Origin of the sequence: Chimaeribacter coloradensis, assembly GCF_002858715.1 — a bacterium.
GTDB classification, from domain to species: domain Bacteria; phylum Pseudomonadota; class Gammaproteobacteria; order Enterobacterales; family Enterobacteriaceae; genus Chimaeribacter; species Chimaeribacter coloradensis.
The window spans coordinates 121,179-137,551 of record NZ_PJZH01000011.1 but is presented as its reverse complement, the minus strand read 5'-3'; the positions used below and the strand labels follow the sequence as shown (position 1 = coordinate 137,551).

Annotated in this window: 12 protein-coding genes; 9 read left to right on the top strand and 3 right to left on the bottom strand. The window is 54.2% G+C overall.

Annotated features, from left to right (window positions below):
• The 5 genes from CYR32_RS12530 to CYR32_RS21435 all read left to right on the top strand — a co-directional run.
• Positions 1–902: DUF2345 domain-containing protein (locus CYR32_RS12530; RefSeq protein ID WP_146000696.1), on the top strand; the 902-nt coding region annotated here is incomplete at its 5' end.
• Positions 903–905: 3 nt separating this feature from the next.
• Positions 906–1,316 (top strand): DUF4431 domain-containing protein, encoded by a 411-nt coding sequence (locus CYR32_RS12525; RefSeq protein ID WP_101824825.1) that lies wholly within the window; start codon positions 906–908, stop codon positions 1,314–1,316.
• Positions 1,317–1,331: 15 nt separating this feature from the next.
• Positions 1,332–3,029 (top strand): TIGR02594 family protein, encoded by a 1,698-nt coding sequence (locus tag CYR32_RS12520; RefSeq protein WP_101824824.1) that lies wholly within the window; start codon positions 1,332–1,334, stop codon positions 3,027–3,029.
• Positions 3,030–3,031: 2 nt separating this feature from the next.
• The gene (locus CYR32_RS12515) at positions 3,032–3,538 is read left to right on the top strand and encodes a hypothetical protein (protein WP_101824822.1); all 507 of its coding nucleotides are present in this window, start codon (positions 3,032–3,034) and stop codon (positions 3,536–3,538) included.
• A gap of 48 nt (positions 3,539–3,586) precedes the next feature.
• Positions 3,587–4,135, top strand: a complete 549-nt coding sequence (locus CYR32_RS21435; RefSeq protein ID WP_146000695.1) for a M949_RS01915 family surface polysaccharide biosynthesis protein — start codon at positions 3,587–3,589, stop codon at positions 4,133–4,135.
• A gap of 92 nt (positions 4,136–4,227) precedes the next feature.
• Here CYR32_RS21435 and rcsC read toward each other — a convergent pair whose 3' ends face one another.
• Positions 4,228–7,167, bottom strand: coding sequence for a two-component system sensor histidine kinase RcsC (gene rcsC / locus CYR32_RS12510; RefSeq protein ID WP_101824821.1), 2,940 nt, complete (start codon positions 7,165–7,167; stop codon positions 4,228–4,230).
• Between the two features lie 147 nt (positions 7,168–7,314).
• Positions 7,315–9,963 (bottom strand): DNA topoisomerase (ATP-hydrolyzing) subunit A, encoded by a 2,649-nt coding sequence (gene gyrA, locus CYR32_RS12505; protein WP_101824820.1) that lies wholly within the window; start codon positions 9,961–9,963, stop codon positions 7,315–7,317.
• Between the two features lie 220 nt (positions 9,964–10,183).
• Here gyrA and ubiG point away from each other — a divergent pair, with 220 nt between their 5' ends.
• The 4 genes from ubiG to yfaE all read left to right on the top strand — a co-directional run bounded on the left by ubiG (position 10,184) and on the right by yfaE (position 15,167).
• Positions 10,184–10,924, top strand: a complete 741-nt coding sequence (gene ubiG / locus CYR32_RS12500) for a bifunctional 2-polyprenyl-6-hydroxyphenol methylase/3-demethylubiquinol 3-O-methyltransferase UbiG (protein WP_101824819.1) — start codon at positions 10,184–10,186, stop codon at positions 10,922–10,924.
• 490 nt (positions 10,925–11,414) lie between these two features.
• The gene (gene nrdA / locus CYR32_RS12495) at positions 11,415–13,700 is read left to right on the top strand and encodes a class 1a ribonucleoside-diphosphate reductase subunit alpha (RefSeq protein WP_101824818.1); all 2,286 of its coding nucleotides are present in this window, start codon (positions 11,415–11,417) and stop codon (positions 13,698–13,700) included.
• Between the two features lie 53 nt (positions 13,701–13,753).
• A complete protein-coding gene (gene nrdB / locus CYR32_RS12490; protein WP_101824816.1) occupies positions 13,754–14,884 on the top strand; it encodes a class Ia ribonucleoside-diphosphate reductase subunit beta in 1,131 nt (376 codons plus the stop codon).
• A 1-nt stretch (position 14,885) separates the two neighbouring features.
• The gene (gene yfaE / locus CYR32_RS12485) at positions 14,886–15,167 is read left to right on the top strand and encodes a class I ribonucleotide reductase maintenance protein YfaE (RefSeq protein ID WP_101824814.1); all 282 of its coding nucleotides are present in this window, start codon (positions 14,886–14,888) and stop codon (positions 15,165–15,167) included.
• Positions 15,168–15,220: 53 nt separating this feature from the next.
• Here the strand turns inward: yfaE and mltB are convergent, their stop codons facing one another.
• Positions 15,221–16,291, bottom strand: a complete 1,071-nt coding sequence (gene mltB / locus CYR32_RS12480) for a lytic murein transglycosylase B (protein WP_101824839.1) — start codon at positions 16,289–16,291, stop codon at positions 15,221–15,223.
• Positions 16,292–16,373: the final 82 nt, after the last annotated feature.

Below are 16,373 nucleotides of genomic sequence, written 5' to 3'. Positions count from 1 at the left end.
CGCAAATCGCGCTGCTGCAACAGAGCCTGGATGCACTGAAACAGGCGGTGCTGCTGATGCACGCCCCGCAGGGCGCGGCCCTGGCCAGCGGGGAGCACCTGCAATTGTCAGCCAACCAGAACCTTATCGCCACCGCCGGAAACAACGCCGATATCAGCGTGGCGAAAAAGCTCTTTATCGGCGTAGGTCAGGCGCTGAGTGTGTTTGTGCGCAAACTGGGTATCCGGCTTATCGCCAACCAGGGGCCGGTGGAGCTGCAGGCCCAGAATGATGAACTGACGCTGCTGGCGAAAAAAGGCCTCACCATTACCAGCACCGAAGATGAAATAAAAATCACGGCGAAAAAGCGGATAACGATTAACGGCGGCGGCAGTTATATCACCCTGGACGAGAACAGCATTGAGTCGGCCACGGCCGGGGACTATGTCATCAAAGCCGGGTATTACGGACGTAAAACTAAAGCAAGTATAAAACCAACTATGCCAGCATTTCCAACACTTGAACCAGGGGAGCATAGCTTAAGGTTTGCTTTTTATGGCGCTGACAGCGCCATTGAAACAATGAAATGGCTTATTAATCAACCATATGTTATTAGAAACAGTTCAGGCGATATCATGGCGTCGGGAATATTAGAACAATCTGGAAGAATCCCAAGAGTACAAACAGAAGAAGCAGATGAATTAACGCTAACACTGGGAACTGAAACATGGAATATGAAGGAGTTAGTAATTGAAGAAGATTTTTCTAGCACAGAATTAGAGTTAGAGTTAGAGCTAGAAGAATCTGATATTTATAATGCAGACAGTGATCCATATATAAGGAAAATAGACCATAGTGATAATGTTAATGCATTACCTAAGAAAATCATTAAAAGAGTAATAGGTTTCATCCCAGAGGAATGAAAGATGAAAAATATCGTGATAAGCGTTTTTTTGTTTTTGATTATGCTCTTATCATATTCACTTTCTTATGCTAGCTGCTTCAAGGAGGGAGATAAGGTCAATGTAACAGGACAATTAAAAAAAGAATTTTTTTATGGCCCCCCTGGATGGGGAGAAGAGCCCGAGCATGATAAGAAATTAACCTATTGGATTTTAACATTAGATAAACCTTTTACCTGCGTCATTGAAGCAAATAACTCTCAAAATGAATGGGGGAAAAATATCCAATTAATTATGGGAGAGAAGGAATATGAACGTTATCGCCAGTTCATGAATAAACATGTCAGTATTACCGGAAGATTGTTTTTGGCGCAAACGGGTTATCATATGACACCTGTTTTGCTTGATAGCATATCATCTATAGCATTCAAATAATAATTATTGAAAAAAATGAAAAACATTAAATTCATAAAAGCAACCAATCATCAAGATATTAAAACAGTAGAATATGAGGCTGCTGATGGAACCCGATTGTTACGTAGTGGAGGCGACTTAAGCTGGCGATTTAATAATCCAGGAAATTTACAAGCAGCTAAAGATATTAGGAAGCAACCAGGAAGAATTGGCATTGGTACAGTATATAATCCTAATAAGCATGACTTCGCTATCTTTGCCAGTTACGAAGATGGTGTAAATGCAAAAAAATTGTTGCTCAAAAATAAGTATGGTAACTTTACCATCGATGAGATGATAAAGAAATACGCACCAGAAGAGGATGGAAATAATACTAAAGAATATTCAGAGCATATAATAAAGCACAGCGGAACCTCACGAGATAAAAAAATTGGCGAAATGGACGAAGCCACTTTCAAGAAAGTCATGAACGCTATTCAAATAAAAGAGGGAAATGGAAGACCAGGAAAAGAAAAATGGGTTTACACAACAAACATCATTGTAAGTGATGGTTCTCGCCCTATTTCTAATCATCCATTCAAAGTAACGATAGGTACTTGTACTTATGAATGGGTTACGAACGAATGTGGGGAACTCCCTCCTATTGTGCACATTAATGAAGGGATGAGAATTGAAGTAAAAGTAAAAGAACCATCAGGAAAAGAATCAACTGTCTACTCTGCCACTGCAGGAAACCGAACAAAAAACTTACTTTTGAAAAAAAATTTTTTAGAATATAAAGCAAATACGTTACTTAATGATCCACCAAAACCGAGAGAAAAAAGTGAACCGAACACCATCTCCTATATCATCCAGTCAGGAGATACGCTAGAAAAAATATCAAAACGCTTTGATGTCAGTGTTGCTGAAATCACGTCAATTAACAACTTTAAAGATGTTAATAAAATCTATCCTGGTGAAAAAATCTTTATTTATGGAAGAAAAACAATAAGCGTTGATCTAAGTGAGCAACAGCCTTGGGTAGAAAAAGGAAAATCATATCCAGTGCCCTCTTATCCATCTAAAAATGAAATAGAATTAAAGTCTAAAAAAACTTCGATTCCCAAAACAGTTGAAAATATAGAATCCAAAGGAGGAAAAAGTAAAGCAACAGGGCAAGCATTTATTCCATTAATTCAGAAAGAAGCACCATGGATGGAAATTGCAATTGAAGAGGCTAGAAAATGGGGAGGGATAAACGAATCAAAAATTAGTGATAACTTCCATAAACTATTAAGTCCTAAAACAAAAAGAGATTTATCCAACACTCCATGGTGCGCATCTTTCGTAAATTATTGCCTTTACTTTAGCATACGAGTAAGATCTAATAATTATGCTGGATCCAATTCATTTACAGAAAAAGATAGTAATTTTAAAAAAATAAAAAACCCGGTATATGGCTCATTAGCAATATGGAAAAAAGGAGAAAATGGTCATGTGGCATTTGTTTATGGAAAAGATGTCATAACTAATGAAATTATCGTGTTAGGGGGTAATCAAAATGATTCAATCAATTTCATGCTGCAATCAGATACAACAAAAAAATTTGTAGGGTTTTATATACCTACTATTTATGAACCTGACTTTAATAAAAAATTAGATATATATGATATTGTTGAACTAAATAGACATTTTGGCACTGAATACACCAGGGAAGAAAAAGGAAAAACCAAAAAAACTATTAAGGACAGATAATCATGAACGTTTTAAAGTTTTTATATTTAATATTATTATTGAGCGCTTCATCTCATGCTGGGGAGCGTGGATATATTGTGTTTATTTGGAGCGACGATGAAAGCAAAAAAATATTCTCAAATTATAGGAATGAACACGCTGATTTTATCAATAACCGACAGTGCTGGAAGATGAGAATGGGGAATGGAATAGATATTGCCTATACTAATTTAATTCCCGAAGGGTTGGGGAAAGATTTAGTGGAAAACGCCTTATCTGGTAATGAGAAATCTATATCTAAAGTTCAGAGTATTTTAGAAGAATATAATGATGAAAATATTGATCATGGTTTTGATGGTATGCTTTCATTGGAGATGGAAGGTGATATCATGAGTGTTTTCTCATTACCGACAAAAAAACTCATCAAGCCATTAAAATTCACAGCTAATATCACAACAAATAAAACTGAAAAACTTGATAAGCTTCTATGCGAATCTCTATCTTATTTTGATAGTTACTTTTCACCTTAGAGAGTATGCAAATTAACCTTTAAAATAGTTTAAAAAAGGATTATTCTAATGAAAAGAAAAAAAATTATATTACCACATTTAGCATTTTTATCTTTTCTTATGTTAAGTATTAATGCATATTCTTACGAACCCGCTTCAAATTATATTTTGCAGTGGACAGGTAAAGAACAACGTGCTTACACAGTAGAAATTTCCGTCCTTTATGACAAAATAAATGTCGAGGCAATAGAGGATTCAGGAAAAAGAAAACTATGGTCATTAAAAGATTATGTTGGAGAATGTAATGTTGATTCCTCAATTGAGTTAGCACTCCCCTCTTTTGAAGTTGTTGATTTATTTAGCAGTGAAGATAAGGTGGTTTTATTTGCTTATACTATAGGATGCGTTGGCGGCGTTGATCCTGTAGATGTAAAATATTTCGCCTTTTATAAAGGTAAAAAACATTCACTGCGAGGAAGAGAAAGTTTTATTGGTGTTGAAGGAGTTACTGATTTAGCCCCACCTCCTGTTCCAGATTATAATCTAAGAGAAAATAAAGTTATATTGAATTACATGCTTAAAAAATGGCCATCAATTTCGGCAAGAGTTTTCTTCTAAAGAAGATTTATAAAATAAAATTTTTTCTATAAGAAAAGGCTTAACGGTAAAAAGCGCCCCTGGGGGCGCTTTTTTATGGCTGTCTGTGTGCGTCACACCGGCGCGTCACCGCCCTGCTCCGCCGCCTCCGTGGCTTCGCGTTCGGCGCGCTCGCGGGCGCGCTGCTCCGCCTGGCGGATCTGGCGGGTGCGGGCGCTGTAGTAGGCCAGCGTGGTGCGCAGGGTGTCGAGGGTCACTGGTTTGGAGAGGCAGTTGTCCATGCCCGCCTCGATACAGCGCTGCTTCTCCTCGGCCAGCGCATTGGCCGTAACGCCAATCACCGGGCGGATGTAGTCCATCTGCCGCAGCCGCTGGGTCAGGCGGTAGCCGTCCATCTTCGGCATGTTGACGTCCGTCAGCACGATGTCGATGGTGTTGCAGCGCATCACTTCCAGCGCGTCCAGCCCGTCGTTGGCGGTGAGGATCTGGTAGCCCAGCGAGCCGAGCTGGTCAGCCAGCAGGCGGCGGTTAATCGGGTGGTCATCCACCACCAGCAGCTGGATCTCATGGTTCGCCTGCTGCGCTTCGGTGTTGACCACCGGCAATTGCAGCATCGCGCGCGCGTTGTCCTCCTCCAGCTGGTAGAGGCGGTTGAACAGGCTGGTCAGTTCCAGCGGCGTCGAGGTGCTGTGCAGCCAGTAGCCGGGGCGGGTCTCCACCGGCGGGCCGATGTGCTCCAGCGAGAACTCAATCTGCGCCAGCAGCGAAAGCGGGTGGTTCAGCGCATAGTCCGTGAGCAGGATGTCGCACTCGCGGGTAATCATCCCCGGCTGGTAGCGCACCACCTCTGCCCCGTGCTGCGCCAGCATCGGCTCCAGATAGTCCTCAAGCCGCGCATTGCGCACCGAGAGGATGATCCGTTTGCCCTGCCACAGGGTGCTGTCCGGCGGGGTGGCGGGCCGGACGTCATACATCGGCAGGCGCACGGTGAACAGACTGCCCAGCCCCGGCTCCGATTCTACGGCGATGTCGCCGTCCATCAGGTTAATCAGCTTCTCGCAGATCGCCAGCCCCAGCCCGGTGCCCTGGAAGTGGCGCTGCACGCCGGTACCGACCTGGAAGAAGGGATCAAACAGCCGCGGGATCTCTTTCGCCGGGATGCCGACGCCGGTGTCGCGCACGCGGAACTCAAGGTAGTTATCCCGGGTGCAGGCGTGCAACACGATGCAGCCGGTGTCGGTGAATTTAATGGCGTTATTAAGGATGTTGGAGAGCACCTGCTGCAGCCGCACCGGGTCACCGGAGAGGAACTCCGGCACATCGTGCTCAATAAAGCAGTAGAGGCCGAGGCGCTTTTTCACCACCAGCGGCAGGTAGTTGCCGGCAATGTGGGTCAGCACTTCGCGGCAGGAGAACTCGCGCGGCTCAATTTTCAGCTGCTCAGACTCAATCTTCGAGAAGTCGAGGATGTCGCTGATGATCTTCAGCAGCAGGCCGGAGGAGTTGTTCATCGCCGTGACCAGACGGTCAACCCCTTCCGGCAGCGACTTGGTCTGCAACAGGTCGAGGTTACCGATGATGCCGTAAAGCGGGGTGCGCAGCTCGTGGCTGACGGTGGCCAGGAACATCGATTTCGACTGGCTCGCCTGCTCGGCGGCGTTGGCCATCTCCTGCAGTGACTCCTCCATCTTCACGCGCGCGCTGACGTCCACCAGCACGCAGATCGCCACATCCTCATTACGGTAGCGGGAGTGGACGAAGCTCAGTTGCAGGTTGTTGTTATTGCTGGTGATCACATCCACGAAGTTGACCTGCTGGTCGCAGATGATGCGCGTGATGCGCTGGCGGTCCTCGTGGGTCAGCATGTTGATGTAGTTGTGCGCCAGCTCGTTACTCAGGATGTTCACGCCGTCGCTGATGCGCAGGATCGAGATGCCCACCGGGGCAGAGGCGACAATCTTATGGTTGAACTGCTCGTTCTCCTCCAGCCGGAAGGCGTTCTCCTCCGCCGGGAAGAACATTTTGCGCTCAAACAGCCATGCCAGGGTGAACAGCAGGATCGCCGAGAAGATATTGAGCAGGAACGCGTTGAGGATCAGGATCTTGAACCTGTCCAGCAGGGTGCGCACCGGCAGCGAGTAGACGATGCTCAGCGACGACGGCTGCAGGCTCTTCTTCATGATCAGGTCGTTATAGCCGTTCACATAACCGAAGTAGCTGGCGGCGTCCGGGTAGCGGCCCAGCATCGAGATGTAGCGCTCCCCTTCGCTGAAACGCAGCAAAGGTTCGTTGGACGGCCCCAGCAGGGTAACGCCAATCGGCAGCGCGCTCGGGCTGGAGAAATCTTCCAGCCGCAGGATCTGCTCAATGCCGATCAGCGCCTCGAGTTTGTTGCCGACGTAGATCGGTGCCAGCACATAGAGGTAGCCGACATCGGCACGCGGGCCGGGGCTGACCCAGTAGAGGTTGTTGTCTTTCTCTTTGTTCTTGGCGTTGCGGAATTTCAGGATGCGCTCATGCAGCGACTTCAGCACGTTTTCGTGGTCGATTGGCCGGGTGTTGTTATTGATGTTGAAATCGGCCATGCAGAGGCTGTCGCCGCCGATGAAGAACACCCGGTTCAGGTCATAGGCGGCGGAGAAGTTATCTTTCCAGTAATGGACGGTGTTGCTCAGGGACTGGAGCGAGCTGCGGTAATCGCCGTTGAGCTGGGCGCAGTCGGAATCACTGAACAGCGGGTAGATGCGCGGCTGGTTGGTTTTCCCGGCGAAGACGCCGTTCAGGATGTCCAGCCCGTTGACGGTGCCGCTGAGGCGGTTCTCCGCCATGTAGCGGATGTCCCGCATGATGTCCGCCGAGTGGCGGAAGTAACTCTGGGCCTGGTCGTAATTGAGGTAGTACTCCTGCCGGATCTGCGTCTCTTTTTCGTGGAAAATATTCAGGATGTAAAAGGTGGTCAACAACGCGCCCAGCGACCAGAGCATAATGGCCAGCACCCGGAACAAGTAACGGGAAATTTTCAGCGTTGTGCGGAACGAAGCCAGATATTTCAATCGGATACCATAATCATGTGTCAGGCCATTCAGGGCAGGCAGCGAACAGAATACACTACCGATCCGCCATAAAAAAGCCAGCCCGCAGGCTGGCTTCAGGAAGCGTGGGCGGGGAGAGAGGCTCCGCCGCCCGGTTTACGCACGCAATCAGGCGTCGTCGCCCTCTTCCGCGTCGTCCGCCTCGTCGAGGTCAGCCTCGTCCGGCTCCTCTTCCTCGACCGGCAGTTCGCCTTCCACGGCGACCACGCCGTCCAGCTCTTCGTCTTCCACCGGCTCCGCCACACGCTGCAGGCCCACCACGTTTTCATCTTCCGCAGTGCGGATCAACGTGACGCCCTGGGTGTTACGGCCGACGATGCTGACTTCCGAGACGCGGGTACGCACCAGCGTGCCGGCATCGGTGATCATCATGATCTGGTCGCTGGTATCCACCTGCACCGCGCCGACTACCGGCCCGTTACGCTCGCTGACCTTGATGGAGATCACGCCCTGCGTCGCACGGGATTTGGTCGGGTACTCAGCGGCCGCGGTACGCTTGCCGAAACCGTTCTGCGTCACGGTGAGGATGTCCCCCTCGCCGCGCGGCACAATCAGTGACACCACGCTGTCGCCTTCGGCCAGGCGGATGCCGCGCACACCGGCCGCGGTACGGCCCATTTTACGCACGGCGCTCTCGTTGAAGCGCACCACTTTCCCGGCGGCGGAGAACAGCATCACTTCGTTGCTGCCGTCGGTCAGGTCGACGCCAATCAGCTCGTCGCCCTCGTTCAGGTTCACCGCGATGATGCCCGCACTGCGTGGGCGGCTGAACTCGGTGAGTTCGGTCTTCTTCACGGTACCGCTGGCGGTGGCCATAAAGACGTAACGCCCCTCTTCATACTCGCGCACCGGCAGGATCGCCGTGATGCGCTCGTTTGGCTCCAGCGGCAGCAGGTTGACGATCGGGCGGCCACGCGCGCCGCGGCTCGCTTCCGGCAGCTGGTAGACCTTCATCCAGTAGAGGCGGCCCCGGCTGGAGAAGCAGAGGATGGTGTCGTGGGTGTTCGCCACCAGCAGCCGGTCGATGAAGTCCTCTTCCTTGATGCGGGCGGCAGACTTGCCTTTCCCGCCGCGGCGCTGGGCTTCATAGTCGGTCAGCGGCTGGTACTTCACATACCCCTGGTGGGACAGGGTCACCACCACATCTTCCTGGCTGATCAGGTCTTCGATGTTGATGTCCGCGGTATTGGCGGTGATTTCGGTACGGCGCGCGTCGTTGTACTGCTCTTTGATCGCCGTCAGCTCTTCGCGGATGACTTCCATCAGCCGGTCAGGGTTTTCCAGGATAAAGATCAGTTCCGCAATCTGGTTGAGCAGCTCTTTGTACTCATCCAGCAGCTTCTCATGCTCCAGACCGGTGAGTTTTTGCAGGCGCAGATCCAGGATCGCCTGCGCCTGCTGCTCGGTCAGGTAGTATTTGCCGTCACGGATGCCGAACTCCGGCTCCAGCCACTCCGGGCGGGCGGCATTGTCACCGGCACGGGCCAGCATCTCAGAGACGTTGCCCAGCGCCCAGGCGTGGGCCACCAGCGCGGCTTTCGCCTCGGCCGGTGACGGTGCCTGGCGGATCAGCTCAATGATCGGGTCGATGTTGGCCAGCGCAATCGCCAGCGCTTCCAGGATGTGGGCGCGGTCGCGCGCTTTGCGCAGCTCGAAGATGGTACGGCGCGTCACCACTTCACGGCGGTGGCGCACAAACGCGGCCAGGATGTCTTTGAGGCCGAGGATCTTCGGCTGCCCCTGGTGCAGGGCCACCATGTTGATGCCGAACGAGACCTGAAGCTGGGTCAGGGAGTAGAGGTTGTTCAGCACCACTTCCCCGACGGCGTCACGTTTGATCTCGATGACGATGCGCATCCCGTCTTTGTCAGACTCGTCACGCAGCGCGCTGATGCCTTCCACGCGCTTCTCTTTCACCAGCTCGGCGATCTTCTCGATCAGCCGCGCCTTATTCACCTGGTATGGGATCTCGTGAACGATAATGGTTTCGCGGCCGGTTTTGGCATCCGCTTCCACTTCCGCGCGCGCGCGGATGTAGATTTTGCCGCGCCCGGTGCGGTACGCCTCTTCAATGCCGCGGCGGCCGTTGATGATGGCGGCGGTCGGGAAGTCCGGCCCCGGGATGTGCTCCATCAGCCCTTCAATGCTGATGTTCTCATCGTCGATGTAGGCCAGGCAGCCGTTAATCACTTCTGACAGGTTGTGCGGCGGGATGTTGGTCGCCATGCCCACGGCGATCCCGGACGCGCCGTTGACCAGCAGGTTGGGGATTTTGGTCGGCATGACGGCTGGGATCTGCTCGGTGCCGTCATAGTTCGGGACGAAGTCGACCGTCTCTTTTTCGAGATCCGCCAGCAATTCATGGGCAATCTTCGACATGCGCACTTCGGTGTAACGCATCGCCGCGGCGGAGTCGCCGTCGATGGAGCCGAAGTTGCCCTGGCCGTCAACCAGCATGTAGCGCAGCGAGAACGGCTGCGCCATACGGACGATGGTGTCATAGACCGCAGTGTCGCCATGCGGGTGGTATTTACCGATGACGTCACCGACCACACGGGCCGATTTCTTATAGGCTTTATTCCAGTCGTTACCCAGAACATTCATTGCGTACAGTACGCGGCGGTGCACCGGTTTCAACCCATCGCGCACATCCGGAAGCGCACGCCCGACGATAACGGACATGGCGTAATCCAGATACGAGCTCTTGAGCTCTTCTTCGATGTTGACCGGTGTGATTTCTCTGGCAAGGTCGCTCATGGAGCTGCTATCCCTCTACTGAATGGTTCATCTGCCCGCTGCCTGTGGATAGGCAAAGGTGTAAAACTATACCACAAACCGCCCATTCGTGGGAAACAACCGTACCATTATCGCCCCGGATTTCATGCCTTTCCGCGCAGGGGGCGGGCCACAAATCTGCCGCCGCGCCGCCGTAACATGTATAATCCGGGATATTGAAGGTTAAGGAGTAATAAAGCCGATGAATGAACAGCACTCTGCACAGGCCGCTGCGCCGCAAAACGTTGATCAGAATGAGATCGCCAAATTTGAGGCAGTGGCCTCCCGCTGGTGGGATCTGGAAGGGGAATTCAAGCCGCTGCACCGCATCAACCCGCTGCGCCTGAACTACATTACCACCCGCGCCGACGGCATTTTCGGCAAGAAGGTGCTGGACGTCGGCTGCGGCGGCGGCATCCTGGCCGAAAGCATGGCGCGCGAGGGCGCGGTGGTGACCGGGCTGGACATGGGCGCGGAGCCGTTGCAGGTGGCGCGCCTGCATGCGCTGGAGGCGGGCGTCACGCTCGACTACGTGCAGGAGACGGTGGAGGCGCACGCTGAGGCGCACCCGCAGCAGTATGACGTGGTGACCTGCATGGAGATGCTGGAGCACGTGCCGGACCCGGCCTCGGTGGTGATCGCCTGCGCGAAGCTGGTGAAACCGGGCGGCCATGTCTTCTTCTCCACCCTGAACCGCAACAACAAAGCCTGGCTGATGGCGATTGTCGGCGCAGAGTATGTGCTGAATATGGTGCCGAAAGGCACGCATGACTTCAAAAAGTTCATCAAGCCGTCTGAGCTGCTGCACTGGGTTGACCACACCCCGCTGGTGGAGCGGCATATCATCGGGCTGCACTACAACCCGCTGACCAACCACTTCAAGCTGGCGCCGAATGTTGACGTCAACTACATGGTCCACACCCAGTACCCTGCGCCGGTCTGACCGGCCTCTGCCACAGTTAACGCCGCGCCGCCAGCGCTTTTTTAAGAATTACCGCAGCCTGGCGGGCGGCCTTGATGAATAAATCTTTATATTTAAGCATTTGGCGCAGCACAACCGCGAAATACGGTTTTTTAGAATAGTAAACTCCATCAATATAGCGATTTTTTCTAACGTTTAATAAATCAGCAGTCGATCAAGTTTTGAAAAAATATAAGAATTTCCTATCGGAGATATTGACAGCGCAGCCACGCCAGCGCTGCTGGGCGTTTCACCGCTGCTTCACATTTTAACCCCCAAGTTATCCACAATCTCCTGCCGTTTTGTCCCCTTGTCAATTCTCTGAAGTGTCACTATCTTGTTAGCCGAACTGACGACACCCACAATATATTGTGTTTATATCCTGACCAACTGCCTATACTTCGTTTGCTGCTGCGCACTGTGCTGCGCGGTGCGGCACTGGCCGTTTATAAACCTTTAAGGTACGCACCCCATGAACCAGAGTCTGCTTGTTACTAAACGTGATGGCCGCAAAGAACGCATCAATCTTGATAAAATCCACCGTGTCATTGACTGGGCCGCGGAAGGTCTGCAAAACGTCTCCGTTTCCCAGGTAGAACTGCGTTCCCACATCCAGTTTTATGACGGCATCAAAACCGCCGACATCCATGAAACCATCATCAAGGCCGCTGCGGACCTGATCTCCCGTGACGCGCCGGATTACCAGTACCTGGCTGCCCGCCTGGCGATCTTCCACCTGCGCAAGAAAGCCTACGGCCAGTTTGAGCCGCCAAAACTGCTTGACCACGTCAGCCGCATGATCGACATGGGCAAGTACGATAAACATCTGCTGGAAGACTACACCACTGAAGAGTTCGAGCAGATGGACAGCTTTATCGACCACTGGCGCGACATGAGCTTCTCCTACGCTGCCGTGAAGCAGCTGGAAGGCAAATACCTGGTGCAGAACCGCGTCACCGGTGAGATCTACGAGAGCGCCCAGTTCCTCTACATCCTGGTGGCGGCGTGCCTGTTCTCCAACTACCCGCGTGAGACGCGCCTGGACTACATCAAGCGCTTCTACGACGCGATCTCGACCTTCAAGATCTCACTGCCGACCCCGATCATGTCCGGCGTGCGTACCCCGACCCGTCAGTTCAGCTCCTGCGTGCTGATTGAGTGCGGCGACAGCCTCGACTCCATCAACGCCACCTCCAGCGCCATTGTGAAGTATGTCTCCCAGCGCGCCGGCATCGGCATCAACGCCGGGCGCATCCGTGCGCTGGGCAGCCCGATCCGCGGTGGCGAGGCCTTCCACACCGGCTGTATCCCGTTCTACAAGCACTTCCAGACGGCGGTGAAATCCTGCTCGCAGGGCGGCGTGCGCGGCGGGGCCGCGACCCTGTTCTACCCGATGTGGCACCTGGAAGTGGAAAGCCTGCTGGTGCTGAAAAACAACCGCGGCGTCGAAGGCAACCGCGTGCGCCACATGGACTACGGCGTGCAGCTCAACAAGCTGATGTATCAGCGTCTGGTGAAAAACGAAGACATCACCCTGTTCAGCCCGTCTGACGTGCCGGGGCTGTATGACGCCTTCTTCGCCGATCAGGATGAATTTGAGCGCCTGTACACCAAATATGAGCAGGATGAGAGCATCCGCAAGCAGCGCATCAAAGCGGTGGAGCTCTTCTCCCTGATGATGCAGGAGCGCGCCTCCACCGGCCGTATCTACATCCAGAACGTTGACCACTGTAACACCCACAGCCCGTTTGACCCGGCCATCGCCCCGGTGCGCCAGTCCAACCTCTGCCTGGAGATTGCGCTGCCGACCAAACCGCTGGAAGACGTCAACGACGAGAACGGCGAAATCGCCCTGTGCACCCTCTCCGCCTTCAACCTGGGCGCGATTGAGAGCCTGGACGACCTGGAAGAGCTGGCGACGCTGGCCGTGCGTGCGCTCGACGCGCTGCTCGACTACCAGGACTACCCGATCCCGGCCGCCAAACGCGGCGCAATGGGCCGCCGTACCCTGGGTATCGGCGTGATCAACTACGCCTACTACCTGGCGAAAAACGGCGTGCGCTACTCCGACGGCAGCGCCAACAACCTGACGCACCGCACCTTTGAGGCGATCCAGTACTACCTGCTGAAAGCCTCGAACGAGCTGGCGAAAGAGCAAGGTGCCTGCCCGTGGTTCAACGAAACCACTTATGCGCAGGGCATCATGCCGGTGGACACCTACAAGCGTGACCTGGACGCGATCTGCAGCGAGCCGCTGCACCTCGACTGGGACCGTCTGCGTACCGACATCAAAGAGTTCGGCCTGCGTAACTCCACGCTCTCCGCCCTGATGCCGTCCGAGACCTCGTCGCAGATCTCCAACGCCACCAACGGCATTGAGCCGCCGCGCGGCCACGTCAGCATCAAGCAGTCGAAAGACGGCATCCTGCGCCAGGTGGTGCCGGAGTACGAGCGCCTGAAAGACGCCTACGAACTGCTGTGGGAGATGCCGAACAACGACGGCTACCTGCAACTGGTGGGTGTGATGCAGAAGTTCATCGATCAGGCAATCTCCTCCAACACCAACTACGACCCGTCGCGTTTCGCGGGCAACAAGGTGCCGATGAAGCAGCTGCTGAAAGATCTGCTCACTGCCTATAAGTTCGGCGTGAAAACGCTCTACTACCAAAACACCCGTGACGGCGCGGAAGATGCCCAGGACGACCTGGCCCCGTCGATCCAGGATGACGGCTGCGAAAGCGGCGCCTGCAAGATTTAACACGGCGGGGCCGGGCAGATGCCCGGCCCCGGCTGACAGACAGGATTTGCATTATGGCCTATACCACGTTTTCCCAGACCAAAAACAACCAGCTGCTGGAGCCGATGTTCTTCGGCCAGCCGGTCAACGTTGCCCGCTTTGACCAGCAGAAACACGCGATCTTCGAAAAGCTGATCGAGAAGCAGCTCTCCTTCTTCTGGCGGCCGGAAGAGGTGGACGTCTCGCGCGACCGCATCGACTTCCAGGCGCTGCCGGAGCATGAGAAGCACATCTTCCTCAGCAACCTGAAGTACCAGACGCTGCTGGACTCCATCCAGGGGCGCAGCCCGAACGTGGCGCTGCTGCCGCTGATCTCCATCCCGGAGCTGGAGACCTGGATCGAGACCTGGTCTTTCTCAGAGACCATCCACTCGCGCTCTTACACCCACATCATCCGCAACATCGTTAACGATCCGGCGCTGGTGTTTGATGACATCGTCACCAACGAAGAGATCCTGAAGCGCGCCAAGGACATCTCCAGTTACTACGATGAGCTGATCGCCCTGAGCGGTTACTACAACCTGCTGGGCGAAGGCACCCACCAGATCAACGGCGAAACCGTTGAGGTGAGCCTGCATGAGCTGAAGAAGAAGCTCTACCTCTGCGTGATGAGCGTCAACGCGCTGGAAGCGATCCGCTTCTACGTCAGCTTCGCCTGCTCCTTCGCCTTCGCCGAGCGCGAGCTGATGGAAGGCAACGCCAAAATCATCCGCCTGATTGCGCGTGACGAGGCGCTGCACCTCACCGGCACCCAGCACATCATCAACCTGATGCGCTCCGGCGCGGATGACCCGGAGATGGCGGAGATCGCCAAAGAGTGCCAGCAGCAGAGCTATGACCTGTTTGTGCTGGCGGCGCAGCAGGAGAAAGAGTGGGCGGAATACCTGTTCCGTGACGGCTCGATGATCGGCCTGAACAAAGACATCCTCTGCCAGTATGTGGAGTACATCACCAACATCCGTATGCAGGCGGTGGGGCTGGATCTGCCGTTCAAAACCCGCTCCAATCCGATCCCGTGGATCAACAGCTGGCTGGTGTCGGACAACGTGCAGGTGGCACCGCAGGAAGTGGAAGTCAGCTCTTACCTGGTCGGCCAGATTGACTCTGAAGTCAACGCGGACGACCTGAGCGACTTCCAGCTCTGATATGGCCGGCGATTCCCTGACGCGCGGCGGCCACATCATCCTGCTGCGCAGCAGCGGCGCGCAGCTCCCGTGCGCACCGGAACACCGGTGCCTGCTGGAGCTGCTGGAGACCCACCAGCTTGAGGTGGAGTACCAGTGCCGCGAGGGCTACTGCGGCGCGTGCCGCGTGCGGCTGCTGAAAGGCAGCGTCAGCTACCACCAGGCACCGCTGGCTTTTATCCAGCAGGGAGAGATTCTGCCCTGCTGCTGCCTGCCGCAGGAAGATATTGAGATCGACATCTGATCGCCGCACATAAAAAACGGGCTGAATTTTCAGCCCGTTTTTTTATTGCCGTTTTACCGCGCCCGGCTTACCGCGACGCCCAGCTGCCACACCGCCATGGCGTAGTGGGTGCTGTGGTTATAGCGGGTGATGACGTAGAAGTTCGGCAGCCCGTACCAGTACTGGTAACCGGTGCCGACATCCAGCCGCAGCAGGCTCACCTGCTGCTCATCCGCCAGCGGGCTTAACGGCCGCAGCCCGGCGGCACTCAGCGCGCCCACGGTGTATTTGGTGGAGAAGCCCTGCTGCATCAGCGGTGCCTGCCCGCTGGCCGGTACGGCCACCGTCTGATCCTTCACCCAGCCGTGCGCCTGGAAGTAGTTGGCCACGCTGCCGATGGCATCTTCCGGGTCCCACAGGTTGACGTGCCCGTCGCCGTTGAAATCCACCGCGTAATCTTTGAAGGAAGACGGCATAAACTGGCCGTAACCCATCGCCCCGGCAAAGGAGCCGCGCAGGGAGAGCGGGTCATCCCCTTCGCTGCGCGCCATCAGCAGGAAGGTTTCCAGCTCACCGGCAAAATACTCGGCGCGGCGCGGGTAGGCGAAGGCCAGCGTCGCCAGCGCATCGATGATCCGCGTTTTCCCCATCACCCGGCCCCAGCGCGTCTCCACGCCGATGATGCCGACGATGATCTCCGGCGGCACGCCGTAGGTGGCATAGGCGCGGCGCAGCGCCTGCTCATGCTGGTTCCAGAACACCACGCCGTTCTGCACGTTGTCCGGCGTGATGAATTTTTTGCTGTAGCGCAGCCACGCCCCGTTCGGGCCGCTGGGGCGCTGGCCGGGCGTCGGTGCCTGCTGGTTCATCAGCCGCAGCACATAATCGAGCTGTTTGGTCTGCGCCAGCACGTCGTGCAGTTGCTGGCGGTCAAACCCGTGCTCGCGCACCATTTTGTCGATAAAGCGTTCAGTGGCCGGGTTGTCGGCAAAATCCCCGGTCAGCGGGTGGTAGTTGTGGGCCGGCTCCAGCAGGAAACCGTTATTCGCCTGCGGCGGCTGGGCGTTAAGGTCAGCCGGTTTGGGTTTACTGCTACAGCCGGTGAGCAAAAGAGAGACAGACAAAAGTGCAGCAAGGTGACGCATCAGGTTTCCATACAGCCAGAGTGAAAAGAAAAGAGCGACATCATAAAACATCGCCCGGTGCGCCGGGAACAGCCGCCGGCGC